The 23,964-nt window shown below is 59.8% G+C and carries 23 protein-coding genes; 14 read left to right on the top strand and 9 right to left on the bottom strand.

The genetic code is table 11. The annotated features are described in order from the left end of the window. Positions 1-36: 36 nt before the first annotated feature. Both ACSQ2W_RS17480 and ACSQ2W_RS17475 read right to left on the bottom strand, forming a co-directional pair. Positions 37-702, bottom strand: coding sequence for a DsbA family oxidoreductase (locus ACSQ2W_RS17480; RefSeq protein WP_436087391.1), 666 nt, complete (start codon positions 700-702; stop codon positions 37-39). A 100-nt stretch (positions 703-802) separates the two neighbouring features. Further along, entirely contained in the window at positions 803-2,608 is a 1,806-nt protein-coding gene (locus tag ACSQ2W_RS17475) for an extracellular solute-binding protein (RefSeq protein WP_436087822.1), read from the bottom strand. Between the two features lie 294 nt (positions 2,609-2,902). Between ACSQ2W_RS17475 and ACSQ2W_RS17470 the strand changes: the two genes are divergently transcribed. Beyond that, positions 2,903-3,535 carry an invasion associated locus B family protein gene (locus ACSQ2W_RS17470; RefSeq protein ID WP_113003845.1) on the top strand — a complete coding sequence of 211 codons (633 nt, stop codon included), beginning with the start codon at positions 2,903-2,905 and terminating at the stop codon, positions 3,533-3,535. Between the two features lie 84 nt (positions 3,536-3,619). Here ACSQ2W_RS17470 and hspQ read toward each other — a convergent pair whose 3' ends face one another. After that, a complete protein-coding gene (hspQ, locus tag ACSQ2W_RS17465; protein WP_436087821.1) occupies positions 3,620-3,949 on the bottom strand; it encodes a heat shock protein HspQ in 330 nt (109 codons plus the stop codon). Positions 3,950-4,137: 188 nt separating this feature from the next. Between hspQ and ACSQ2W_RS17460 the strand changes: the two genes are divergently transcribed. Continuing rightward, positions 4,138-5,184: a hypothetical protein gene (locus ACSQ2W_RS17460; RefSeq protein WP_436087390.1), complete on the top strand. Its 1,047-nt coding sequence runs from the start codon at positions 4,138-4,140 to the stop codon at positions 5,182-5,184. A gap of 45 nt (positions 5,185-5,229) precedes the next feature. Beyond that, entirely contained in the window at positions 5,230-6,267 is a 1,038-nt protein-coding gene (locus tag ACSQ2W_RS17455) for a TAXI family TRAP transporter solute-binding subunit (protein ID WP_436087389.1), read from the top strand. A 94-nt stretch (positions 6,268-6,361) separates the two neighbouring features. On the opposite strand, the gene glnA is transcribed toward ACSQ2W_RS17455, so the two are convergent. Continuing rightward, positions 6,362-7,771 (bottom strand): type I glutamate--ammonia ligase, encoded by a 1,410-nt coding sequence (gene glnA / locus ACSQ2W_RS17450; RefSeq protein ID WP_436087388.1) that lies wholly within the window; start codon positions 7,769-7,771, stop codon positions 6,362-6,364. Between the two features lie 61 nt (positions 7,772-7,832). Next, positions 7,833-8,171 (bottom strand): P-II family nitrogen regulator, encoded by a 339-nt coding sequence (locus ACSQ2W_RS17445; protein WP_018324798.1) that lies wholly within the window; start codon positions 8,169-8,171, stop codon positions 7,833-7,835. A 337-nt stretch (positions 8,172-8,508) separates the two neighbouring features. Between ACSQ2W_RS17445 and ACSQ2W_RS17440 the strand changes: the two genes are divergently transcribed. Beyond that, on the top strand, positions 8,509-9,987 hold the full coding sequence (locus tag ACSQ2W_RS17440; RefSeq protein WP_436087387.1) for an NAD(P)H-hydrate dehydratase: 1,479 nt from the start codon (positions 8,509-8,511) through the stop codon (positions 9,985-9,987). On the opposite strand, the gene ACSQ2W_RS17435 is transcribed toward ACSQ2W_RS17440, so the two are convergent. Both ACSQ2W_RS17435 and uvrA read right to left on the bottom strand, forming a co-directional pair. After that, entirely contained in the window at positions 9,988-10,791 is an 804-nt protein-coding gene (locus ACSQ2W_RS17435) for a DUF72 domain-containing protein (RefSeq protein ID WP_436087386.1), read from the bottom strand. 23 nt (positions 10,792-10,814) lie between these two features. Further along, positions 10,815-13,736, bottom strand: a complete 2,922-nt coding sequence (gene uvrA / locus ACSQ2W_RS17430; protein ID WP_436087385.1) for an excinuclease ABC subunit UvrA — start codon at positions 13,734-13,736, stop codon at positions 10,815-10,817. A 267-nt stretch (positions 13,737-14,003) separates the two neighbouring features. Here uvrA and ACSQ2W_RS17425 point away from each other — a divergent pair, with 267 nt between their 5' ends. Beyond that, positions 14,004-14,537, top strand: coding sequence for a single-stranded DNA-binding protein (locus ACSQ2W_RS17425; protein WP_436087384.1), 534 nt, complete (start codon positions 14,004-14,006; stop codon positions 14,535-14,537). Between the two features lie 73 nt (positions 14,538-14,610). Here the strand turns inward: ACSQ2W_RS17425 and ACSQ2W_RS17420 are convergent, their stop codons facing one another. Beyond that, positions 14,611-15,237, bottom strand: coding sequence for a MarC family protein (locus tag ACSQ2W_RS17420; RefSeq protein WP_436087383.1), 627 nt, complete (start codon positions 15,235-15,237; stop codon positions 14,611-14,613). 233 nt (positions 15,238-15,470) lie between these two features. Between ACSQ2W_RS17420 and gyrA the strand changes: the two genes are divergently transcribed. The 5 genes from gyrA to ACSQ2W_RS17395 all read left to right on the top strand — a co-directional run bounded on the left by gyrA (position 15,471) and on the right by ACSQ2W_RS17395 (position 21,682). After that, entirely contained in the window at positions 15,471-18,245 is a 2,775-nt protein-coding gene (gene gyrA, locus ACSQ2W_RS17415; protein ID WP_436087382.1) for a DNA gyrase subunit A, read from the top strand. Positions 18,246-18,398: 153 nt separating this feature from the next. Next, a complete protein-coding gene (locus ACSQ2W_RS17410; RefSeq protein ID WP_436087381.1) occupies positions 18,399-19,892 on the top strand; it encodes an FAD-binding oxidoreductase in 1,494 nt (497 codons plus the stop codon). An 11-nt stretch (positions 19,893-19,903) separates the two neighbouring features. Further along, positions 19,904-20,314, top strand: coding sequence for a DUF4383 domain-containing protein (locus ACSQ2W_RS17405; RefSeq protein ID WP_436087380.1), 411 nt, complete (start codon positions 19,904-19,906; stop codon positions 20,312-20,314). After that, positions 20,314-21,390 (top strand): hypothetical protein, encoded by a 1,077-nt coding sequence (locus ACSQ2W_RS17400; protein ID WP_436087820.1) that lies wholly within the window; start codon positions 20,314-20,316, stop codon positions 21,388-21,390. The genes ACSQ2W_RS17405 and ACSQ2W_RS17400 overlap by 1 nt, the downstream gene beginning before the upstream one ends. Next, positions 21,380-21,682, top strand: coding sequence for a hypothetical protein (locus tag ACSQ2W_RS17395; RefSeq protein WP_436087379.1), 303 nt, complete (start codon positions 21,380-21,382; stop codon positions 21,680-21,682). Before ACSQ2W_RS17400 ends, ACSQ2W_RS17395 begins: the two co-directional genes overlap by 11 nt. Before the next feature lie 120 nt (positions 21,683-21,802). Here ACSQ2W_RS17395 and ACSQ2W_RS17390 read toward each other — a convergent pair whose 3' ends face one another. After that, positions 21,803-21,931 carry a hypothetical protein gene (locus tag ACSQ2W_RS17390; protein WP_436087378.1) on the bottom strand — a complete coding sequence of 43 codons (129 nt, stop codon included), beginning with the start codon at positions 21,929-21,931 and terminating at the stop codon, positions 21,803-21,805. On the opposite strand from ACSQ2W_RS17390, the gene ACSQ2W_RS17385 reads away from it, so the two are divergent. The 4 genes from ACSQ2W_RS17385 (at position 21,921) to ACSQ2W_RS17370 (ending at position 23,934) form a co-directional block, all read left to right on the top strand. Beyond that, positions 21,921-22,163: a hypothetical protein gene (locus ACSQ2W_RS17385; RefSeq protein ID WP_436087377.1), complete on the top strand. Its 243-nt coding sequence runs from the start codon at positions 21,921-21,923 to the stop codon at positions 22,161-22,163. The two genes, ACSQ2W_RS17390 and ACSQ2W_RS17385, sit on opposite strands and share 11 nt — an antisense overlap. A gap of 139 nt (positions 22,164-22,302) precedes the next feature. Further along, positions 22,303-22,797: a pantetheine-phosphate adenylyltransferase gene (gene coaD, locus ACSQ2W_RS17380; protein ID WP_436087376.1), complete on the top strand. Its 495-nt coding sequence runs from the start codon at positions 22,303-22,305 to the stop codon at positions 22,795-22,797. Between the two features lie 31 nt (positions 22,798-22,828). Beyond that, positions 22,829-23,398: a peptidylprolyl isomerase gene (locus tag ACSQ2W_RS17375; RefSeq protein ID WP_436087375.1), complete on the top strand. Its 570-nt coding sequence runs from the start codon at positions 22,829-22,831 to the stop codon at positions 23,396-23,398. Between the two features lie 26 nt (positions 23,399-23,424). After that, a complete protein-coding gene (locus ACSQ2W_RS17370) occupies positions 23,425-23,934 on the top strand; it encodes a peptidylprolyl isomerase (RefSeq protein ID WP_436087374.1) in 510 nt (169 codons plus the stop codon). Positions 23,935-23,964 lie beyond the last annotated feature (30 nt).

The raw sequence follows: 23,964 nt of genomic DNA, 5'->3' as shown, positions 1-23,964 counted from the left end.
TTCGCGCGGCTTTCAAACAGTCAAAACGCCTCTCGATCAGTTGATGTGAGCCGTGTCCTTCGTCTTGGCGATATCCCGCAGCGCATCGGTCAGGACGTCAACGGATTGTGCGCCCATCACCGCATATTTGCTGTCGATGATGAAACAGGGCACACCGGTCACGCCCATGCCGCGCGCCATCTCGATTTCCTCGCCCACGGCGTCCTTGTCGGCATCCGAAGCGAGTAGCGCGGCGATGACGTTGCGATCGAGGCCGGCTTCGGCGGCGATATCGAGCAGAACAGCGTGGTCGCCGACATTGCGGCCCTGTTCGAAATTTGCCTTGAACAGCAATGAGGCAACCTTGCTCTGCATCTCCAGGCCCTCGGTCAGCGCCCAGCGGATCAGCCGATGCGCATCGAGCGTGTTCGGGCTGATTTTCACCGCGTCGAACTTAAATGCGATGCCGTCCTGCTGGCCAAGCCCCGTCAGCATCTGATGCGCGCGATCGACGGCCGCTTGGCCGCCGAGCTTGGCAGCGAGATGCGCCTTGTGATCGACGCCTTCAGGCGGCAGGTCGGGATTGAGCTGATAGGGACGCCAATTCACCGTCACATGAATATCGTCGGCCACATTGGCGATCGCCTGATCGAGCCGCGCCTTGCCGAGATAGCACCAGGGGCAGACGACGTCCGAGACAACGTCGATATTTACGAGATCCATGGTGCCGGTTCCTTCTGTTGCAGACCATTGGCCCGCGACATAGTCGCAGGCCTTTCCGGTTTCAATGCGTTACCAAAAGTATACCGAGCTCAAATCCGCATCACTGCACAGTTTCGTCCCACCAGGCCGGCAGTTGGTAGCCATAGAGCGGCACAACGCTCGGGCGGCCGATATGCTTGGCGCGCGCCACCCATTGCGCGGCGACATGGTACAGTGGCACGAGATAGGAATTGTTGATCAGCAGCCGATCGTGAGCCCGAACGGCGGCGATGAAATCCTCGGTCGTCTTGGCCTGGAGGATATTGCTGATTAGCCGGTCGACATCCTTATCTGCGGCACCCGCGAAGTTTTCGCTGCCTTGGCGGTCGCGTGATTCGGAAGACCAGCGGCCGACCTGCTCGATACCGGGCGAAAGCGTCGACGGGAACGACTTGACGATCACGTCATAGTCGAACGACTGGCTGCGCTGCTGGTACTGCGAATCGTCGACGGTGCGCACCGACGCGGTGATGCCGAGGGCTGCGAGGAAGCGCTGGTAGGCAAGCGCCAGTTTTTCCTGGCCCTCGTTCTGGGTCATGATCTCAAAGGCGAGCGGCTCGCCCTTCTCGTTGATCATCTTGCCGTCCTTGATGCTGTAGCCGGCTTCGCGCAGCAGCGTTACGGCTTCGCGCAGCACGTTGCGATCGCGGCCGGAGGCATCGGTAACGGGCAGGCGGTAAGTCCCGTCGAGTATTGCCGGATTGATTCGGTTGCGAATGTCGCCCATCAGGCCGAGTTCACGATCATCCGCCGGGACGCCGAGATAGGACAGGGTCGAGTTCTGCCAGAAGCTCTGCGTGCGGGTATAGGCGTTGTCGAACAGGTTCTTGTTGACCCATTCGAAATCGAAGACGAGGGCCAGCCCCTGACGCAGCTTGATATTCTCGAACATCGGCCGGCGGGTGTTGAAGACGAAGCCGAGCATGCCGGATGGCGTCTTCGGCGTGAACGTATCCTTGATCACGTTGCCCGACTGGACCGCCGGGAAATTGTAGCTGCGCGTCCATTTGGTCGGGCTACCTTCCGGATAGATATCGACTACACCCTTCTTGAAGGCCTCGAACAGCGAATTGTCCTGGAGAAAATATTCGACGGAAATTTCGTCATAGTTGTCGAAGCCGACCTTGCTGGGCAGATCCTTTGCCCAGTAGTCTGGATTGCGTTTGTAGACGATCCGCTCGCCGGGCTTGACCTCCGCCACACGGTATGGTCCGGAGCCGAGGGGAAATTTGAGCGACGTCTGGCCGAAGGTTGCCACATCCGTCGCGTGCTTCGGCAGGATCGGCGTCATGGCGATCAACAACGGAAATTCGCGGTCGGCCTCGTCGTTGAAAGTGAAACGGACACTGCGGTCGCCGACCTTTTCCATTTTTTCGACCTTCGCCAGCCGCGTGCTGAACGGCACGCGGCCTTTGTCGCGAAACAGTTCGAAGGTGAAGATGACGTCTTCTGGCGTCACTGGCTGACCATCGGCCCATTTGGCCTTCGGATTCAGGTTGAACTGGATGAAGCTACGATCGTCGTCCCACTCCACGGTTTCGGCAAGCAGACCGTAAAGCGAAAAGGCTTCGTCGCGGGAACGTTGCATCAGCGAATCATAGACGAGATTGCCGTATTCCGGGTCGAGCATGCCGCGCGCAGTGGTGCGCATGCTCTTCAGGATGAAGGGATTGAGATTGTCGAACGTGCCGACGACGCCATAGGCCACGCGGCCGCCCTTCTTCACGTCCGGTTTGACATAAGGGAAACTCTTGAAATCGGCGGGCAGGGCGGGCTGCCCGTGCATGGCGATGCCGTGGACCGGTTCTGCCTTTGCCGCGACGCCTGTGCCGAACGCGGCAATGAGCGAAATCAACCCTAAGAACAATGCGCGCAAGCCCGCCTCCTGCTGTCGTCTACTCTATGAATCACGGCAAACTAGCACGTTGACCGGTATTTCCAACCGCCAGATACTTTAAAAAAGCTGGCGCAGCCCCACGGCCGATCGTAAAAAAAATGAGGAAAGACTGGATATCCGTGCCCGCTCACTGTAACAGGTGTTGCCGGAGACGAGGGTCATGCAATTGCCTTATTTGCCCAACAGGAGAGCGGGCGGCTGACCATAGATGACACGCGGCGCGAGACCGCTAGAGACACCGGAATTCAGGAGACGGATATCGTTATGATCTTCAAGTCGAACTTCACCAAAAAGGCCGCACTTTCGGCGTTTGCCGGCGCTGTCGCCGTTGCCGCGATGCCTGCCGCGTCCTTCGCGCAGGAACAGGCCGCTGGCCGTCCGCCCCAGGGCTGGTTCAAGGTGTGCACCAAGCAGGAAGACAATGATGTCTGCATCGTGCAGAACCTGTTGTCGGCCAGCAACGGACAGTTGATCACGGCCGTCGGCCTTATCAGCGTTCGCGGCAAGGTGGAACGCAAGGTGATGCAGGTTTCGGTTCCCTCCGCGCGCCTCATCCCGCCGGGCATCCAGATGCAGATCGACGGTGGCAAGGGCGTCAAGCTCGACTACGCCATCTGCATGCCGGACAAGTGCATCGCAGAAGTTCCGCTCAGCGATGGCGTGCTCGCCAACCTGAAGAAGGGTGGCGAAGTCGTGTTCACCTCGGTCAATTTCCAGCGTGCGCCGAACCCGATCAAGATTTCGCTCAATGGTTTCACCGGCGTGTTCGATGGCGAGCCGATCGAGCAGTCTAAGCTTCAAGAGCGCCAGCGCCTGCTGCAGGAAGAAATGCAGAAGAAGGCGGAAGACGCTCGCAAGAAGCTGGAAGAAGCGCAGAAGGCGGCCAAGCAGAACTGATCGCAACGCGATACAACAAAAAAGGCCCGGACTTTCGTCCGGGCTTTTTTTGTTTCAGGTCGAATCCATTGGGGCTGGCTGCCGTCAGTGCTGAACGACAGCCTTCGGCTTATACTGGCCGACACCCTGCTGGTCGAAGAAAGCGTTCACCTGCGAATGGCGCATGGGCCTTCCGCTGTCGTCCGAAACGAGGTTCTGTTCGGAAACATAGGCCACATATTCCGCTTCATCATTCTCTGCGAGCAGATGGTAAAACGGCTGATCCTTGCTCGGACGGACTTCAGCGGGAATCGCATTCCACCATTCCTCGGTGTTAGCGTATTCCGGGTCAACGTCGAAGATAACGCCGCGGAACGGAAACACACGGTGGCGAACAACCTGTCCAATCTGAAATTTTGCGTCTCTTTGTTTCATCATGATAGGGTCCTTTCCCTGGAATATGTGGTGGTTTTTCAACAAATATCAATAGGTAAGGTCCAAGAGCCCATTGCCGGTCGGTGGTCGGCGAGGAGGGGCGACGCGCGTGCAGGCTGCTGTTGCTTGCCTCCCCCGGAAATTCGTCGTACCTCACTTGAAGGGGAGTTTTCCGTGGCGGATAGGGCATGAGCAATCAATGGGGCAGAAACAGCCAGGTGACGCGCGGCGACAGTTCGTCCGGTTTAGTGCTGCCGGCCATTTTGTGTGTGGTGCTCGTCGCCGCCGGCGGCTATTTCTGGTTCACCCGCCAGGCCATGCAGACGGAAATTGCCGAGCTGAAGGTACAGGCAGGTTCGCTAACCGACCAGTTGGGCAATGTGACCGCCGAGAGAGACAAGGTCACCGGCGATCTCGCCGAATTCCGCAAGAATTCCGGCAACTGGGCCGGAGAGCTTGAGCAGGAATATGCAGACCTGAAACTCAACGAAGTGCCGAAGCTCAATCGGCTGCTTGACAAGCGCGATGCGGATATTTCCACACTCGAAAAACTGCTTTCGACGGAAAAGGTGGCGGCGAAGTCTGCCGCCGACGATTTCACCGCGATGATCGCCAAAATCAATGCCGAGTTGACCGCCATGAAATCAGAGGCCGCCGGGGCCAAAAAACAGGCCGAAAGTCTTGCCGCCGACAAGCTGGCCTTGAACAAGCAGATAACCAGCCTGCGCTCGGCTGCGGAACGGGCCATGGCCGACGCTGTCGCTGCACGCAAGGTGCTGGAGCAAAAGCAGGCGGAAGCGGAAAAGACGCCGCCCACCTCCAAGTCCGCGCTTGATCTGGCGCGTGATGTCCAGATTGAGACATTGGAGCAAAGCCTCGGCGAGGAGCGCAGAAAAGTGGCAGCGCTGGAAAAGCAGCTTGCCGATCAAGCCGCCGCCGCAGCTGTTGCCAAGGATTCGACCGGAAAACCCGCAGACACACTATTAGCCACCGAAATGCCGAGTACGGTCGAGACCAAACCCGCCGCCGCTTTGACGCCGCGTGATAGCCTGCTGGTCGAGAACGTGATCGGCGCAACCCGCGGCCTTGGTTTTCTGGACGAGGAAAAGACGCAGCGCCTGAAGGACAAGCTGATTGCCGGCGCCTGTGTGACGGATGCCTTGGAAAGCGTCTTTGACAAGGTGCCGCTTATCCTGATGCGCAACCTTATGCGTGATTTCAAAAGCGATTGTTGACATATGCCCCGCTTGCCAAAGGCAAGTGGTTCCGGGAGAGGAAAAATGGTGTTTCGACTGGCCTCTGTTGCTGCCGCGATTGTTGCGGCCTTTTCATTCAATCCGGCATCGGCGGCCGAGTTTGAAAAGAACATGATGACCGGCGGGCCGCAGGGCACCTATATCCAGATCGGGCGCGATGTTGCAGCACTCGGCAAGAGTTGTGGGCTGACCCTCAATGTCCAGCAGTCTGCCGGCTCGCTGGAAAACTTTGTCGGCGTCAGAAACCGCAAGAACACCCAGTTCGGCATCGTCCAGAGCGACGTGCTCGAATACTTGAAGACCTTCGAGGCGAACGATCCCGAAGTCCAACAGGCGGTGCGCGGCGTGCGCATCATGTTCCCGCTCTACAACGAGGAAATCCATGTTCTCGCGCGCGCGGATATCAAGGACATGGAGGACCTGGGCGGGAAGAAGGTCGCCGTCGGCGTCAAGGATAGCGGCACTTTCCTGACGTCCTCGCTCATTCTCGATATCCTGCAGGTGAAGACCGGCGAACGCGTGCCGCTCAATCCGGATGCGGCTCTGCCGAAACTGCTGGCCGGCGAGATCGACGCCTTCTTCTATGTCGCGGGCGCTCCCGCTGCGCTGTTCAAGAATAATCCCATCGATGGTGCCAGGTTCCATCTCTTGCCGATCACGGACGCGCCGCTTTTGGCAACCTATACGGCCTCGCGCATTGATGCCGGGACCTATGCATTCCAGAAGGAGCCTGTCGATCTGATCGCCGTCAAGGCTGTGATGATGACCTACGACTACGACATCAAGCGCAATGCCTATCAGCGCGAGAGCTGCAGGGCGGTGTCGGAATTCTCAAGTCTCATTCTCAATAATCTCGACAAACTGCAGAAGACCGGGCATCCGAAATGGAAAGATGTCGATCTGACAGCTCTGCCACCCGGATGGCAGGTCGGCGTCTGTGTCAAGGCCGGCATGGCGCTCGACCATAAGCCTGCATGCAAGACGCCGGAGGCCGTGGCCGAACAGCCGGATGGAAACGAAGAGTACCTCAACCTGTTGAAGCAGCGCCTGAAGAAACAATAGCCCGGTTCAAACCGCACCAAATGAAAAGGCCGGCCTCTCGCGAGACCGGCCTTCTGTTTGAGCCGACCCGCTCGCGCGGGTCCGGAACCGATTTTTAGGCCGAGTAGTACATGTCGAATTCGACCGGATGCGGGGTCATTTCAAAACGCATGACTTCCACCATCTTCAGTTCGATATAGGCATCGATCTGGTCGTCGTCGAAGACGCCGCCGGCAGTCAGGAACTTGCGGTCCTTGTCGAGGTTTTCAAGCGCTTCGCGCAGCGAGCCGCAGACGGTCGGGATCTTCTTCAGTTCCTTCGGCGGCAGGTCGTAGAGATCCTTGTCCATGGCCTTGCCCGGATGGATCTTGTTCTTGATCCCGTCGAGACCAGCCATCAGCATGGCGGCAAAGCCGAGATAGGGGTTTGCCAGTGGATCGGGGAAGCGAACTTCGACGCGCTTCGACTTTGGACCGGTACCGAACGGGATACGGCACGAGGCAGAGCGGTTGCGGGCCGAATAGGCGAGCAGAACCGGCGCTTCATAACCCGGCACCAGACGCTTGTAGGAGTTCGTCGTCGGGTTGGTGAAGGCGTTGATGGCCTTCGCATGCTTGATGATGCCACCGATATAGAACAGGCAGGACTCCGACAGGCCGGCATATTCGTCGCCGGCGAAGGTCGGCTTGCCGTCCTTCCAGATCGACTGGTGCACGTGCATGCCCGAGCCGTTGTCGCCGAAGATCGGCTTCGGCATGAAGGTTGCCGTCTTGCCATAGGCATTGGCAACCTGGTGCACGACGTACTTGTAGATCTGGATCTTGTCGGCATTGCGCACCAGCGTGTCGAACTTGACGCCGAGCTCGTGCTGCGCAGCGGCCACTTCATGGTGCTGCTTTTCGACGGTGACACCCATTTCGGCCATCACGGTCAGCATTTCGGAGCGCATGTCCTGGCAGCTATCGACCGGCGGAACCGGGAAGTAGCCGCCCTTGATACGGGGACGGTGGCCAAGGTTGCCGGTCTCGTAATCAGTGTCGTCGTTGGAGGGCAGTTCGGAGCTATCGAGCTTGAAGCCGGTGTTGTATGGGTCAGCCTTGTACTTCACGTCGTCGAAGACAAAGAATTCCGGTTCAGGGCCAACGAACACAGTATCGCCGATGCCGGACGCCTTGAGATAGGCCTCGGCCTTCTTGGCGATGCCGCGCGGGTCGCGGTTATAGGCTTCGCCGGAGACCGGATCGAGAATGTCGCAGACGATCACCATGGTCGACTGTGCGAAGAAAGGGTCCATGTGCACGGTTGCCGGATCCGGCATCAGCACCATGTCGGACTCGTTGATCGCCTTCCAGCCACCGATCGACGAGCCGTCGAACATTACGCCGTCGGCGAACATGTCCTCGTCAACACAGGATACGTCCATCGTTACGTGCTGCAGCTTGCCCTTGGGGTCTGTGAAGCGCAAATCCACGAACTTGACGTCGTTATCCTTGATTTGCTTGAGGATATCATTTGCAGTCGTCATGTTTTGAAAGTCCCTCTCTAGAGATGACGAGGTAGTAGCCCGGACCGAACGGCCAGGCGGATTAGATGGCGTCGATGCCCGTCTCACCGGTGCGGATTCGGATGACCTCTTCGATATTGGAAACGAAAATCTTTCCATCGCCAATACGCCCGGTCTGGGCGGCGTTTCGAATGGCCTCGATTACGGCCTCCGCGTTCTCGTCTGCCAGCACGACTTCGACTTTCACCTTCGGGAGAAAATCAACAACGTATTCTGCCCCACGGTAAAGTTCCGTATGGCCCTTCTGGCGTCCAAAGCCCTTCGCTTCCGTGACGGTGATACCCTGCAGGCCAACCTCCTGAAGGGCTTCCTTCACTTCGTCAAGCTTGAAAGGCTTTATGATCGCTTCGATCTTTTTCATGAGAAAATGTCTCTCCGCTTCTCCCGTTATCGCAGGCTCATGCCCGCTGGCCCTCAATATGCATTTTACATGCCAGATATGGCAAATGCGATGCCGTTTTGGATGAAAACTCCTCCAACGGAGACGATCATAGCTGTTTCTTCAGAATAAACAGCGCCTTTTGCCTATTTTTTATGAATTTTTGTGTGGGAACAACGATTGCCGGCACCGCGTAGTGCTTCGAGCTTTATTAAGTGTCACATTTGGGGGTTAAATATGTGCAAATGCATAAAAAGTAGACATCAGGTGTCCGCGTTTTGAGCTTGCGAGTGCCCCTGCGGCAGGGCATTTTGATGCGATGTCAACCGATAAAAATCACACCATCATCACGCCCGCAGAAATGACCGCGATTGATGCCGACGCCGCGCGCTCTGGGATCGACAGTTTCAGCCTGATGACATCTGCCGGAACATCTGTTTCAGCTGCCGCTTTGCGCCTTTTTCCCGGTGCCTTGCGGTTTGCCGTCCTGTGCGGCCCCGGCAACAATGGCGGCGATGGCTATATCGCCGCCGCCGCGTTGCGCGACAGCGGCGCCGATCTCGAAGTCCATGCCCTGGGCGATCCGGCAGCCTTGAAAGGCGACGCGGCCCGCGCCTACGCGGCGTTAGAGGCGGCGGTGAAGCCACTTGCGGAATATCGCCCGATTGCCGGAGACGTCGTCATCGATGCATTGTTCGGAGCAGGCCTTTCGCGCGCTGTGCCGCCGGAAGCGGCAGGTGTGATGCGGGCAGTGGCGACGCTTGACCTCCCGGTCATTGCGGTTGATCTGCCCTCCGGCGTCGATGGCCGCAGCGGTCAGGTGCTAGGCGCAAGTTTTCGTGCCCGTCACACGGTCACGTTCGCGGCCCGCAAACCCGGGCACCTGCTGATGCCCGGGCGGATGCTTTGCGGCACGCTGGAGGTGTTCGACATCGGCATCCCCGAACGCACCCTGTTCGCCCGTTCTGGGATGCTTTGCGAAAACGGCCCGCATCTCTGGCGGGAGCACGCATTTGCCCTGGATCCTGCCGCGCATAAATTCAAACGCGGGCACCTAGCTGTTTTTTCGGGCGGCCCGCTTTCGAGTGGCGCCGCACGCCTGTCTGCGATTGCCGGATTGAGGGCCGGCGCCGGATTGGTAACGATCGCTTCGCCCGCTGCGGCCGTGCATACCAATGCGTCTCATCTGACGGCGGTGATGTTGAAACAGATCGAGGGCGAAGACGACCTCTCGCGCTGGCTGGCCGATAAACGCATTGGCGCCTTCGTACTCGGCCCGGGATTTGGCGATCTGCAGAGGGCGCGCCAGTACGCTTTGATGCTTGGTGGGCGAAAACTGGTGCTCGACGCGGATGGCATCACGGCTTTCAGGGACGATCCGGCATTGCTTTTCAAGGCCTACGCCAAAGGGGAAACGCGCCTCGTCATGACGCCGCATGACGGCGAGTTCGCCCGGTTGTTTCCAGATATCGAGGCCGACAAGGCCCTTTCTAAGGTCGACCGCGCCACTGCTGCCGCCAAACGCAGTCATAGCGTCGTCGTCTACAAGGGCGCAGACACGGTGATCGCCGCGCCCGACGGCCACGCCGCAATCAACACCAATGCACCGCCGTGGCTGGCGACCGCAGGATCGGGAGACACACTCGCCGGTATCATCGGCGCGCATCTGGCGCAGGGCATGCCAGCCTTCGAGGCCGCCGCCGCCGGTGTCTGGCGTCACGGACGAGCCGGCGCGAAAGCGGGAGAGGGGCTGACGGCGGAAGACCTCGCAGCGGCAATCGAGCCGCTGCCGGCCTGATCAGTCGACGCGCTTCTGCAGCGCCCGGGCGCCGTTTGGCGCGTTAACCTTGCCCTCGGTGATAAAGAACGCAAAGACATCGCGCGGTTTCTTTTCCGGCTGGTACGATGGATCGCCAAGTTCAAGGTCATCCACCATGCCGCCCGACGCCCAGGTCTTCAGTCGATCGGCCCACAGATCAAGCCGCTTTTCGTCATAGCAGGTCTCGACATCATCGCTACCCGTCTGCAGACGCGCATAGACGAAGTCCGAGGTGACATCGGCGATCATCGGGTAGTCGGCGTGATCGGCGCAGACCACGGCCACGTTGTGCTTCGCCAGCAGCGCGATGAACTCCGGCGTGCGGAAGGACGGATGGCGCACCTCGACGACGTGCCGCAGCGCCAAGCCATCCTGCTTCTCAGGCAGCAGCGCGAGGAAGGCACCGAAGTCATCGGCGTCGAACTTCTTCGTCGGCATGAACTGCCAGAGAATTGGGCCCAGATGCGGACCGAGTTCGCTTAGTCCTTGCCCGAGAAATCGGCTGATCGAGTCACCCGCCTCGGCCAGCACCTTCTTGTTGGTGGCAAAGCGGCTGGCTTTCAGCGAGAAGACAAAATCTTCCGGCACCTCCGATGCCCATTTGGCAAAGGTTTCCGGTTTCTGCGAGCTGTAATAGGTGCCGTTGACCTCGATGACCTTCAACTGCCGGCTGGCATATTCCAGTTGCCGTTTCTTCGAGAGAGTATCGGGGTAGAACGTCCCCTCCCACGGATCGAACGTCCAGCCGCCGATACCGCAGCGGATTGTTCCTGATTTTGTCATGCTGTCTCCCCTCGCGTTGTCTCTTACTCCGCCGCTTCCGCCTTTCGAAGCGGACGTCGTTCCAGAAGTTCCTTCAGGAAGGCGCCGGTATGGGACCGCTTTTCCTTGACGATGTCCTCTGGCGTTCCCGCCGCAATGACCTCGCCGCCGCCGTCGCCGCCTTCGGGACCGAAATCGATCACCCAGTCGGCGGTCTTGATGACCTCCAGATTGTGCTCGATGACGACCACCGAATTGCCCTGGTTGACGAGTTCATGCAGAACTTCAAGAAGCTTGGCTACATCATGGAAATGCAAGCCAGTTGTCGGTTCATCGAGGATATAGAGCGTGCGCCCGGTCGAGCGCTTCGACAGTTCCTTGGCAAGCTTGACGCGCTGCGCCTCGCCGCCGGAGAGCGTGTTGGCCTGCTGACCGACCTTGATGTAGCCGAGGCCGACCTGGTTGAGCGTGATCAGCTTGTCGCGCACGGCCGGAACGGCGGCGAAGAACTCGACGCCTTCCTCGACCGTCATGTCGAGCACATCGGCGATCGACTTGCCCTTGAAATGCACATCGAGCGTCTCGCGATTGTAGCGCTTGCCGTGACAGACGTCGCAGGTGACATAGACATCCGGCAGGAAGTGCATCTCGATCTTGATGACGCCGTCACCCTGGCAGGCCTCGCAGCGGCCGCCCTTGACGTTGAAAGAGAAACGGCCGGGCTGGTAGCCGCGCGTCTTCGCCTCCGGCAGGCCGGCAAACCAGTCGCGGATCGGGGTGAAGGCGCCGGTATAAGTCGCCGGGTTCGAGCGCGGCGTGCGGCCGATCGGCGATTGATCGATGTCGATCACCTTGTCGATATGCTCGAAACCGTCGATCCGGTCGTGTTCGGCCGGATTCTCACGCGCGCCCATGATGCGGCGTGCGGCCGCCTTGTAAAGCGTTTCGATCAGGAAAGTCGACTTGCCGCCGCCGGAAACGCCGGTCACAGCGGTGAAGATACCGAGCGGGATCGAGGCGGTGACGTTCTTCAGATTGTTGGCGCGGGCGCCGACGACGGTGATTTCCTTTTTCTTCTTCAGCTTGCGCCGTTCGGACGGCACGGCGACCGAAAGCTCGCCGGAAAGATATCGTCCGGTCAGCGAGTTCGGATTAGCGATGACGTCGGACGGCGCGCCCTGCGCGACCACCTCGCCGCCGTGAATTCCGGCGGCGGGTCCGATATCGACGACGTAGTCCGCGGTCAGGATCGCATCCTCGTCGTGCTCGACGACGATCACCGTATTGCCGATGTCGCGCAGATGCCGAAGCGTATCGAGCAGCCGGGCATTGTCGCGCTGATGCAGACCGATCGACGGCTCGTCGAGCACGTAGAGCACGCCGGTCAGGCCGGAACCGATCTGCGAGGCCAGCCGGATGCGCTGGCTTTCGCCGCCTGACAACGTGCCGGAATTGCGCGAGAGACTGAGATATTCGAGGCCGACATCGTTGAGGAAGCGCAGCCGCTCGCGGATTTCCTTCAGGATGCGAACGGCGATCTCGTTCTGCTTGGCATTCATATGGGCAGGCAGCGTCTCGAACCAGTCGCGCGCGACACGGATCGACATGTCGGTCACTTCGCCGATATGCAGCTTGTCGATCTTGACCGCCAGCGCCTCCGGCTTCAGGCGGAAACCATCGCAGGCGGGGCAGGGCGCCGCCGACATGTAGCGCTCGATCTCCTCGCGCGCCCAGGCGCTGTCGGTCTCCTTCCAGCGCCGCTCCAGATTGGGCACGATACCTTCGAAGGTCTTGGTGGTGTTGTAGGACCGTGCGCCGTCCTCATAGTGGAAGCTGATCTTTTCCTCGGTGCCTTGCAGGATCGCATGTCTGGCCTCGTCGGACAGATCACTCCATTTGTTTGACAGCTTGAAGCCAAACGCCTTGCCGAGGGCCTCGAGCGTCTGATTGTAGTAGGGCGACGAGGACTTGGCCCAGGGCGCGATGGCGCCGTTCTTCAGTGTACGGTCCGGCTCCGGGATGATCAGCGCCTCATCGATCTTCTGCTGGCTGCCAAGACCGTCGCAGGTCGGGCAGGCGCCGAAGGGATTGTTGAACGAGAACAGTCTCGGCTCGATTTCCGAAATGGTGAAGCCGGATACGGGGCAGGCGAATTTTTCGGAAAAGAGGACGCGCTCATGCGTCTCGTTCAGCGATTTGTTGGCAGAGCCGCCTGCGGCCGTCTCTTCCGGCGGCAGCGGCTTGTCGGCGAATTCGGCGATGGCCAGGCCGTCGGCAAGCGTCAGGCAGGTTTCGAGACTGTCGGCCAGGCGCGCCGTGAGGTCCGGGCGCACGACGACGCGGTCGACGACAACGTCGATGTCGTGCTTGTATTTCTTGTCGAGCGTCGGTGCCTCGGCGATCTCGTAGAACTGCCCGTCGATCTTGACGCGCTGAAAGCCCTTCTTCATCAGTTCGGCGAGCTCTTTCTTATACTCGCCTTTGCGGCCGCGCACGATCGGCGCCAGGATATAGAGCCGTGTCCCTTCGCCGAAATCGATGACACGGTCGACCATCTGGCTGACCGTCTGGCTCTCGATCGGCAGGCCGGTGGCTGGCGAATAGGGCACGCCGACGCGGGCAAACAGGAGGCGCATGTAGTCGTAGATTTCGGTGACCGTGCCGACCGTCGAGCGCGGATTGCGCGAAGTCGTCTTCTGCTCGATCGAGATTGCCGGAGATAGGCCGTCGATCTGGTCGACATCCGGCTTCTGCATCATCTCGAGAAACTGCCGGGCATAGGCCGAGAGGCTCTCGACATAGCGGCGCTGGCCTTCCGCATAGATCGTGTCGAAGGCGAGGGACGATTTTCCGGAGCCGGACAGGCCGGTCATGACGATCAGCTTGTTGCGCGGCAGGTCAAGGTCAATGCCCTTCAGATTATGCTCGCGCGCCCCGCGGATGGAAATGGTCTTGAGTTCGCTCATCGTGTCCAGCTTTGTAAGTCCATTGAAAGCTCCTATTTAAGTACGGCATAGCGCATGTCGAGACACAATGCGAAAAACAGGCCGGCTTTCCCGAGTCGGTTGACAGGATATTACGAATTTACTAGAACAAATAAAGAACAAAATTCGAAAACTGTTGTGGATGACGGGATGCAAAGGGGCGTATGCTGGACTATCAGCCGCTAAAGTGCGCGCTTAGAATTTTGGTGGCCGGGCTGCAAGGCCGGGCGGGATAACAGGAAAAACAAGATGGCAGGTAGTGTCAACAAGGTGATTTTGATTGGGAACCTCGGGGCCGACCCGGAAATCCGGCGCACGCAGGACGGCCGGCCGATCGCCAACCTGAACATCGCGACGTCGGAAACCTGGCGCGACCGCAATTCCGGCGAGCGCAAGGAAAAGACCGAATGGCACCGCGTGGTGATCTTCAGCGAACCCCTGTGCAAGATTGCGGAGCAGTATCTGAAGAAGGGTGCCAAGGTTTATATCGAAGGCGCGCTGCAGACCCGCAAATGGCAGGACAAGGACGGCCAAGACCGCTATTCCACGGAAGTGGTGCTGCAGGGCTTCAATTCGACGCTGACGATGCTCGACGGGCGTGGCGAGGGCGGTGGTGCAGGTGCTGGCCGTGGCGGTTCGGATTACGGTGGCGGCAACCCCGGCGGCGGAAGCTCCAGCAACTACGGGGATGACTACGATCGTCCGGCGTCGGCACCTTCGGGCCGCTCCAGCGGTGGCGGCGGAAACTTTTCGCGCGACATGGACGACGACATTCCATTCTGATTCTGCCGCGGCACAATGAAAGAGGGCTCGGGAAATCGGGCCTTCTTTCGTCAGCGCCTTGGCGTGATTGCCGTCACGCCAAGGCCGACTTCACGCCATCGACGACGAACTGGACCGCAAGCGCCGCGAGAATGACGCCCAGCAACCGGGTCAGGATGGCGCGGCCGGTAACGCCGAGGAAGCGGTCGATGCGTTCGGCGATGACGAGTGCGGCGAAGAGAAGGGCCAGGCAGAAGGCGATGACGAGAATGAGCTGTGCCCGCTCGATGGTGGCGGAGAAAGATCCCGACAACAGGATCGTCGCCGAGATCGCGCCGGGGCCGGCAATCAGCGGCAGCGCCAGCGGAAACACGGCGATATTGTGAATGTGGTCGCGGGTGATGGCTGCTTCGCCGGTTTTTTCCTTCCGCTCGTTTCGTTTCTCGAAGATCATCTCGAAGGCGATCCAGAAGAGTAAGAGGCCGCCGGCGATCCGAAAGGCGCCGATCGAAATGCCGAGCAGCCCGAGGATGCCATTGCCGAACAGGGCGAAGGCCGAGAGAATGAAGAAGGCGATCAGCGTGCCGCGGCGCGCCACAAGGAACCGTTCGTGGCGGCTCATGCCCGTGGTCAGACTGAGAAAGATCGGCGCAAGGCCGGGCGGATCGATGGTGACCAGGATGGTGGTCAGCGCATTGATCAGAAGGTCGATGTGTGACATCCGATTTCCCCGTCGCGGCCTTGTTTATGATGGCCGTCTTATGGATTGTTAGGCGACCGGATTGACGAAGGAAAGGGCAGTTTCGGGGCGTTCCTTCGCTTTTGCCTTGCAAATGCCATCCATAGCGCCGAAGAGCCTAAAAGGCTGTTCAAAACCCGGCCCCGAAATTGGCGCTCGCCAATGCATTCGGCTATAAAAATATGTCTGATTCTGAACAAAGATCGTGATCGAAATTGACTGAACAAACCACACCCGGCGGCGGCAAGAATCCACCAGGCATCGAGCCTATTTCCATCATGGAGGAAATGCAGCGGTCGTATCTCGATTACGCCATGAGCGTCATCGTCAGCCGTGCACTTCCCGATGTCCGCGATGGTCTGAAGCCGGTTCACCGCCGCATCCTCTTCGGGATGAGCGAACTCGGCATCGACTGGAACAAGAAATACGTCAAATGCGCCCGCGTCACCGGTGACGTGATGGGTAAATTTCACCCGCACGGCAACTCGGCGATCTACGACGCCCTGGCGCGCATGGCGCAGCCCTGGTCGTTGCGCCTGCCGCTGATCGACGGACAGGGCAACTTCGGCTCCATAGACGGCGATCCGCCTGCGGCCGAGCGTTACACCGAATGCCGGTTGCAGAAGGCAGCGCACGCGCTGCTTGACGATCTCGACAAGGAAACCGTCGATTTCCGCGACAACTATGACGGCACGTTGAGCGAACCTGCTGTCGTTCCGGCCAAGTTCCCGAACCTTCTGGTCAACGGCGCAGGTGGCATCGCTGTCGGCATGGCGACCAACATCCCGCCGCACAATCTGGTCGAAGTCATCAACGGCTGCATCGCGCTGATCGACGATCCGGCGCTGGAACTGCCGCAACTGATGGAGATCATTCCCGGACCGGACTTCCCGACCGCCGCCTTCATCCTCGGCCGCTCCGGCATCCGCTCGGCCTATGAGACGGGCCGCGGCTCGGTCATCATGCGCGGCCGCGCCACCATCGAGCCGATGCGCGGCGATCGCGAGCAGATCATCATCACCGAAGTTCCCTACCAGGTGAACAAGGCGACGATGATCGAGAAGATGGCCGAACTGGTCAAGGACAAGCGCATCGAGGGTATTTCCGACCTGCGCGACGAATCCGACCGTCAGGGCTACCGCGTTGTCGTCGAACTGAAGCGCGACGCCAATGCCGAGGTCATCCTCAACCAGCTCTATCGCTACACGCCGCTGCAGACCTCCTTTGGCTGCAACATGGTGGCGCTGAACGGCGGCAAGCCGGAGCAGATGACGCTGCTCGACATGCTGCGCGCCTTCGTCGCCTTCCGCGAGGAAGTCATCAGCCGTCGCACGAAGTACCTGCTGCGCAAGGCCCGCGAGCGGGCGCATGTGTTGGTCGGTCTCGCCATCGCGGTCGCCAATATCGACGAGATCATCAAGCTGATCCGCGAGGCGCCGGACCCGCAGACGGCCCGCGAACAGTTGATGACGCGCCGCTGGCCGGCAGCCGATGTCGAGAGCCTGATCCGGCTGATCGACGATCCGCGTCACCGCATCAACGAGGACCTCACCTACAACCTGTCGGAAGAGCAGGCGAGGGCGATCCTCGAACTACGTCTCGCCCGACTGACGGCACTTGGCCGCGACGAAATCGGTGACGAACTCAACAAGATCGGCACCGAGATCAGCGATTATCTCGACATCCTGTCGTCGCGCATCCGCATCATGACGATCGTCAAGGACGAGCTCGCCGCCGTCCGCGACGAATTCGGCACGCCGCGCCGCACCGAGATCGTCGAAGGCGGTCCGGACATGGACGACGAGGACCTGATCGCTCAGGAAGACATGGTCATCACCGTGTCCCACCTCGGCTATATCAAGCGGGTGCCGTTGACGACCTACCGGGCGCAGCGTCGCGGCGGCAAGGGCCGCTCCGGCATGGCAACGCGCGACGAGGATTTCGTGACGAGGCTTTTCGTCGCCAACACACACACGCCGATCCTGTTCTTCTCCTCGCGCGGCATCGTCTACAAGGAGAAGGTCTGGCGTCTGCCGATCGGCACGCCGCAGTCGCGCGGCAAGGCGCTGATTAACATGCTGCCGCTCGAAGCTGGCGAGCGAATCACCACCATCATGCCGCTGCCCGAGGACGAGGCGACGTGGGAGAACCTCGACGTGATGTTCTCCACCACCCGCGGTACGGTCCGGCGCAACAAGCTGTCGGATTTCGTCCAGGTCAACCGCAACGGCAAGATCGCCATGAAGCTCGAGGAGGAGGGCGATGAAATCCTCTCCGTCGAGACCTGTACCGATCAGGATGACGTCCTTCTGACGACGGCTCTCGGCCAGTGCATCCGCTTCCCGGTCGATGACGTGCGTGTCTTTGCCGGCCGCAACTCGATCGGCGTTCGCGGCATTTCGCTGGGCGAAAACGACAGGATCATCTCTATGACCATTGTCGGCCATGTCGGGGCAGAGCCGTGGGAACGTGCCGCCTATCTGAAGCGCTCTGCGGCGGAGCGGCGCGCTGCGACCGGTGAGGACGAGGAAATCACGCTGGTTGGCGAAGAAGTGGCCGAAGACGGCCAGCTTGACGAGGCCCGTTATGAGGAACTGAAGGCGCGCGAACAGTTCGTGCTGACGGTTTCGGTCAAGGGCTACGGTAAGCGATCGTCCACCTACGACTTCCGCACCTCAGGCCGCGGTGGCAAGGGCATCCGCGCGACGGACACCTCGAAGACGGGCGAAATCGGCGAGCTCGTCGCAGCCTTCCCGGTTGAAGACAATGATCAGATCATGCTGGTGTCGGATGGCGGCCAGCTGATCCGCGTGCCGGTGGGCGGCATCCGCCTCGCCAGCCGTGCGACCAAGGGTGTGACGATCTTTTCGACGGCCAAGGACGAGAAGGTGGTTTCGGTCGAGCGCATCAGCGAACCGGAATCCGACGAGGAAGACGAGATCGCCGCGCAGGTGCCGGAAGCCGAGCCGCCCGCCGCAACCGACGAATAACGGTTCTTCGATACTGCCAAGATGAAAACCGGGCGAGCCTGTCGCCCGGTTTTTCTTTGCCATTGAATTTCTTCGTCCACGAATTCATCCTGTTGCCGCACCGTTACAGACGTGATTCCCATATGGGCAACCGGTGCAAGGGGCGGGGAATTCATGGGGCGATTGACGCGGCGCGCGCTGTTGGCTGGGGTATCCGCGGGCATCGGGCTTTATGCCGGGCGCACCCTTCTTGCTCCGATAAGCGCCACAGGCCCGGTTTTTCCCGCGGCAGGGCAGTCCGACAAGGGGGGCATTCTCCTCAATGACGCCAGTGAGTTGTCGCCGACGCCGGTTGCAAAGCACATGATCGTCACTGCCGATCCGAGGGGTGAGGCAGTCGAAAACATCCGGGCGCTGATGGCCGAGGCGCAAGGTGCCAGCCGGCCGTTCATTGCCAGTGCCGCCCGCCATTCCATGGGTGGCCAAAGCCTTGCGAAAAACGGCTCGGTGTTGACCTTGGATCAGCAATGGCTGGAAGCCGACCCGGCATCCAAGACCTACCGGGTTGCCGCCGGCACGCGCTGGTCGACCGTCATTGCCAGGCTTGATGCGATCGGCTTTTCGCCGGCCGTGATGCAGTCGAACAATGATTTCGGCGTTGCCAGCACTTATAGCGTCAATGCGCATGGCTGGCCCGTGCGCTTCAGCGGTTGCGGCTGTACCGTGCGTTCGCTGAAGATGCTGCTCGCGGACGGAACGCATGTGACATGCTCTCGAAACGAGAACGCCGAACTCTTCCGGCATGCCATGGGCGGCTACGGCCTTTTCGGCGTGATCACCGAGCTCGAACTCGACATGGTACCGAACAGCCGCCTTGAACCCCGTTTCGAACGCGTATTTGGCGCCGATCTTGGCAAGCGGTTTGCCGAGGTGCTGGCTTCCGACCCGTCAATCCAGATGGCCTACGGTCGCCTGGATGTCTCGCTCGACCGGTTCTTCGAGGATGGCCTGCTGATTACCTACCGGCCGAGTGCTGACCAGTCAGACCTTCCCGCCGCAACCGGTTCAGGCTTCGTCAGCCGCGTCTCCCGCGAAATCTTCCGCCGGCAGGTCGGTTCGGACGGAATGAAACATATGCGCTGGTGGACCGAGACCTCGCTCGGCCCGGCGATTGCCGGGGCATCGACGCGCAACAGCTTGATGAACGAGCCCGTCGTCACCCTTGACGATCTCGATCCGCTGCGCTCCGACATCCTCCACGAATATTTCGTGGCACCGTCCCGGTTTGCCGAATTCGTGGCGCTGTGCCGCGATGTCATCCCGGCCTCCTTCCAGCAATTGCTGAATGTCACACTGCGCTACGTCGATACCGACCGAGACAGCGTGCTGGCCTACGCGACCGAGCCACGTATCGCAGCCGTCATGCTGTTTTCCCAGGAGAAAACCGTGCGGGGGGAGGCGGACATGGCCCGCATGACGAAGGAACTGATCGAACGGGTGCTCGCCATCGGCGGCACCTACTATCTGCCTTATCGCCCGCATGCCTCGATCGATCAGTTCGTTCGCGCCTATCCGCGCACCGCTTCCTTTGCAGCGAGCAAGCGCGAATTCGACAAGGGCCTTCTTTTCCGCAATCATTTGTGGGACGCCTATCTCGCCAGACTGTGAAAGGATCCCTCGTGGGGAAACTGCGTATCATCGCCGCCTTCTATGCCATTGCGCTTCTCGGCGCCGCGTCGCTGAACTACATCCCCGGATTGACCGACGATCAGGGCAGGGCCTTCGGCATCTTCGCTCTCGATATCTATGATGACAGCCTGCATGTTGCGTCCGCCGCCTGGGCTGCAATCGCTGCTTGGCTTTCAAGTCGGGCGGCGCGCAGCTTTCTTCTCTATTTCGGCATTCTCTACTTTGGTGACGGCTTGCTCGGCCTGATCACCGGCTCCGGTTATCTTGACCTCGGCATCATCAACTATGGCATTCAGGATCTGCCCTTCGGCTTCAAGATTCTCGCCAACCTGCCACATCTGGCCCTGGGAGGATTCGCCGTCTTCTCTGCCCTTGCATTCGGCAAGGAGGCGACGGCGTGATGCGCGTGCTTTGGAAGCTCCTCAAATGGAGCCTCGCGGCCATCCTGCTGGTGACCCTGCTGCTTCTCAGTCCCGTTGGCTATATCGAGGCTTTCTGTCATGGCGAAAGGACGGAAGAGCCTTACACGCCGCTGATCAAGGATGCGGCCTTCCACCGGCGCGAAGCGAACACCTTCCTGACGTATCCGGAATGGCACATCGTCTATGCCTATGACGGGTTGGCGCAAACGCTGAAGACAGGCGATGAATACGCGTTCGACTATGTCTCAAGCGTCAAGGGGTTCTGGACGTCGGCTTGCGCTCTGACCAAGGTTGCCGATGCGCACGGCGGCGCCGATTCCGCGACGCGCATGACGATCCACACGATCGGCGTCAGCTTCACGCTCGAAATGGCGCTCAAGGCGGCTTACGAGGAAACGATCGGCCGCCTGACGGCGATGCTGCGCGGTGACAAGAAAACCCCCCAGGATCAGGTGGCTGCCGGAATGGCAGTGGACTACGCCGAATTCCTGCGTCAGACCCCGTGGTACAAATATCCCTTCGAGAGCCAGATCAGGAAGCTCGAAGAGGCACCGCAGACCGATCCAGTGCGGGGCCGGGAACGCCGGTTTGCGCTCGGAACCGAGTGGTGGGCAAAGACGTTCTACGCTGGAATGATTGCCAATGCCGTTGCCGGAACCACAGGCGCGGCGCAGCTTGAAATCCGCAGCGTTGTCAGTGGCTTGGACCCGAGCGAGCTGGCGAATATCCCCGGGCTGAAAGTGATCGGTGAAAACGGCGGCGATGTCGAAATAGAAACGCCACGCTACGACCTGTTCACCAAGATACTGGTCGCAATCGCGCAGAAAGGCGGCGCGATCCGCGAGATCGCCGGCAATGATGACATCATGGTTTCCGTCACCGAAAAGCCAGACCAGCCGCTGGCCGGGCTGCCGGGCACCGTCACTGCCCGCGTCCGGCGGGACGGTTTTGACGGCACCAGATTGCTGGTCGCGCTCAAGGTAAACGAACTGGCGAGCTTGCTGCGAAACGTCCCCTTGGCTGACCCGGGTGTGGAACACGTCTTTGACTATTAGAGCTGCCAGGTTCGTTGCAACGACGATTGCCATCGTCCTTCTATGGTATGTTGCGATGGCGGCAGTGTTTTGCGTGACCGAACAGGCCCCGGGCGCGCTGGTCCTGATTCCGGATCGCTTTCTTACCGCCGGACAACTGCCGGAAGGCATCTTCATCCTGAGATGGAACAGCTATTTCGCCGTCCTTGCCAGCGATCGGGCGGGTTATGTCGGCAGCCTCTATGCGGCGGGTTTTCCGCTGATTTTTCCAGCGAGAAGCAGCGGCTGCCTCAGCTATCGCGGGTGGAACTAATCCAACCCCAAACAGGGCAAAGAAAAACCGGACTGGCAGGGGAACCGTCCGGTTTTCAATTCAGCGGCACTGGAGGTGCTGCTGTATCGGGGATAAAACTTTCGACTGTCTGGCGGCTCGTCAAACGCTGAAGCCGCCGGCATTCTGGCTGCTGTCCTTCATCGCAACCCGTTCGCGCTGAAGATCGAGAATAGTCCGGGCAAAATCGACCAGGAACACAAGACTGACGATTGCAGATATGAGCATCATTGTGATCGCCATGGCGAAACTTCCTTATTTTATGAGACGATCGCGCAAGAAATCAGCGCGTTCGTTACGCACCTCGCTTCTGATTGCGTTTGCCGTTGCAAAAAGCATGGCGAAAAACATGATCATCGAAAGAAGTAGAATAAGTGCCATAGACGTGATCCTTTCACTTGAGGAACGGCGCTTCTCCAGAAAAGTTCCATTCGTGTTTCTTCAAATACTCAATTCTCTCTGAAGCAGCCTTGAACGTTACATTCATTTAGCGCTCATCCGGCCCGCCCGCTGTTTCCGGGGGAACACGCAACCGTAGCGAAGGGCTCCCTTGCGATTGCCCACGGTCCGTGACAAAAGGCTTCGAAACGGAAACAGGCGCGATGACCACTGCTTTTTATCCCGGCTCCTTTGATCCCATGACCAACGGCCATCTCGACGTGTTGGTCCAGTCGCTGAACGTGGCACCGAAGGTGATCGTCGCGATCGGCATCCATCCCGGCAAGACGCCGCTGTTTTCGTTCGAGGAACGGGCAGAACTCATCCGTCAGTCGCTGAGCGAGTTTCTTCCCGAGAGAGCCGGCGATATCTCGATCGTCTCCTTCGACAATCTGGTGGTCGACGCGGCGCGACAGCATGGCGCCTCGCTTCTGGTTCGCGGCCTGCGCGACGGCACCGATCTCGACTACGAAATGCAGATGGCGGGCATGAACCGGCAGATGGCGCCCGACATCCAGACCCTGTTTCTACCGGCCGGAACGGCATCGCGGCCCATTACTGCCACATTGGTCCGCCAGATCGCGGCGATGGGTGGCGATGTCAGCGCCTTTGTGCCCAAGGCCGTTCACCAAGCGCTCAGCGCCAAGCGCAAGTCCTGACGCGGTCCAATCAATTTTTACGGGAGCTAGCATGAAAATCCTCCACCTCGCTTTCGCAGGCGCAGTTGCTCTTGCTTCCTTGACCGGCAATGCCTTTGCCCAGGCCAAGGAATACATCACGATCCAGCTGAAGGACGGCCCGGTCGTGATCGAACTTTTGCCCGATGTCGCGCCGAAGCACGTTGCCCGCATCAAGGAACTGGCGGAGGCCGGCGAATACAACAATGTCGCCTTCCACCGCGTGATCCCCGGTTTCATGGCCCAGACCGGCGATGTCCAGTACGGCAATATGGAAAAGGACTTCAAGGCGGATATGGCCGGCACGGGCGGTTCTTCCAAGCCGGATGTCGAAGCCGAGTTTTCAAAGGTCCCCTTTGAGCGCGGCACGGTCGGCATGGCCCGCAGCCAGGATCCGAACTCCGCCAATTCGCAGTTCTTCATCATGTTCGCACCCGGCTCCTTCCTGAACGGCCAGTACACGGTCGTCGGTCAGGTCGTCGAAGGCATGGAGAACGTCGACAAGATCAAGATGGGTGACGAGGCCAACAACGGTTCCGTCACCGATCCCGACCGCATGATCAGCGTCAAGGTCGGCAAGTAAACTGAGTTCCAACAAGGAGAAATGCCATGACCGAGATCAAGGATCCGGAAAACACCATCATCATGGAAACCACCAAGGGGCAGGTCGTAATCCAGCTTCTGCCGGACCTGGCGCCGGGCCACGTCACCCGCATCAAGGAACTGTGCGCCGAAGGTGCCTATGATGGCGTCGTATTCCACCGCGTCATCGACGACTTCATGGCGCAGACCGGCGACGTGCAGTTCGGCAAGAAGGGCGGCGAGCAGTTCAACCCGGCTCGCGCCGGCATGGGCGGCTCTTCCAAGCCGGACCTGAAGGCTGAATTCTCCAATATGAGCCATGTCCGCGGCACCTGCTCCATGGCCCGCAGCCAGATGCCGAACTCTGCCAACTCGCAATTCTTCATCTGCTTTGCCGACAGCCCCTGGCTCAACAAGCAGTATTCCGTCTGGGGCCAGGTGATCTCCGGCATGGAAAATGTCGACAAGATCAAGCGCGGCGAGCCGGTCAAGGATCCCGACAGCATTGTTTCGATGAAACTTGCCGCCAACGCCTGATCTGGGCTAATCAACAACCCGTCCCGGATC

The sequence above is a fragment of the Pararhizobium sp. LjRoot255 genome, from assembly GCF_964252905.1.
Lineage (GTDB): Bacteria > Pseudomonadota > Alphaproteobacteria > Rhizobiales > Rhizobiaceae > Pararhizobium.
Note: the sequence above shows the minus strand (reverse complement) of the source record. Positions and strands in the feature narration are given on the sequence as shown.

Bases quoted from the DNA above. Each gene is read 5' to 3' on its own strand.
- ACSQ2W_RS17480 (WP_436087391.1), bottom strand. From the start codon at position 702: ATGGATCTCGTAAATATCGACGTTGTCTCGGACGTCGTCTGCCCCTGG.
- ACSQ2W_RS17470 (WP_113003845.1), top strand. From the start codon at position 2,903: ATGATCTTCAAGTCGAACTTCACCAAAAAGGCCGCACTTTCGGCGTTT.
- hspQ (WP_436087821.1), bottom strand. From the start codon at position 3,949: ATGAAACAAAGAGACGCAAAATTTCAGATTGGACAGGTTGTTCGCCAC.
- ACSQ2W_RS17460 (WP_436087390.1), top strand. From the start codon at position 4,138: ATGAGCAATCAATGGGGCAGAAACAGCCAGGTGACGCGCGGCGACAGT.
- ACSQ2W_RS17455 (WP_436087389.1), top strand. From the start codon at position 5,230: ATGGTGTTTCGACTGGCCTCTGTTGCTGCCGCGATTGTTGCGGCCTTT.
- glnA (WP_436087388.1), bottom strand. From the start codon at position 7,771: ATGACGACTGCAAATGATATCCTCAAGCAAATCAAGGATAACGACGTC.
- ACSQ2W_RS17445 (WP_018324798.1), bottom strand. From the start codon at position 8,171: ATGAAAAAGATCGAAGCGATCATAAAGCCTTTCAAGCTTGACGAAGTG.
- ACSQ2W_RS17440 (WP_436087387.1), top strand. From the start codon at position 8,509: ATGTCAACCGATAAAAATCACACCATCATCACGCCCGCAGAAATGACC.
- ACSQ2W_RS17435 (WP_436087386.1), bottom strand. From the start codon at position 10,791: ATGACAAAATCAGGAACAATCCGCTGCGGTATCGGCGGCTGGACGTTC.
- uvrA (WP_436087385.1), bottom strand. From the start codon at position 13,736: ATGAGCGAACTCAAGACCATTTCCATCCGCGGGGCGCGCGAGCATAAT.
- ACSQ2W_RS17425 (WP_436087384.1), top strand. From the start codon at position 14,004: ATGGCAGGTAGTGTCAACAAGGTGATTTTGATTGGGAACCTCGGGGCC.
- ACSQ2W_RS17420 (WP_436087383.1), bottom strand. From the start codon at position 15,237: ATGTCACACATCGACCTTCTGATCAATGCGCTGACCACCATCCTGGTC.
- ACSQ2W_RS17410 (WP_436087381.1), top strand. From the start codon at position 18,399: ATGGGGCGATTGACGCGGCGCGCGCTGTTGGCTGGGGTATCCGCGGGC.
- ACSQ2W_RS17400 (WP_436087820.1), top strand. From the start codon at position 20,314: ATGCGCGTGCTTTGGAAGCTCCTCAAATGGAGCCTCGCGGCCATCCTG.
- ACSQ2W_RS17385 (WP_436087377.1), top strand. From the start codon at position 21,921: ATGAGCATCATTGTGATCGCCATGGCGAAACTTCCTTATTTTATGAGA.
- ACSQ2W_RS17390 (WP_436087378.1), bottom strand. From the start codon at position 21,931: ATGATGCTCATATCTGCAATCGTCAGTCTTGTGTTCCTGGTCGATTTT.
- coaD (WP_436087376.1), top strand. From the start codon at position 22,303: ATGACCACTGCTTTTTATCCCGGCTCCTTTGATCCCATGACCAACGGC.
- ACSQ2W_RS17375 (WP_436087375.1), top strand. From the start codon at position 22,829: ATGAAAATCCTCCACCTCGCTTTCGCAGGCGCAGTTGCTCTTGCTTCC.
- ACSQ2W_RS17370 (WP_436087374.1), top strand. From the start codon at position 23,425: ATGACCGAGATCAAGGATCCGGAAAACACCATCATCATGGAAACCACC.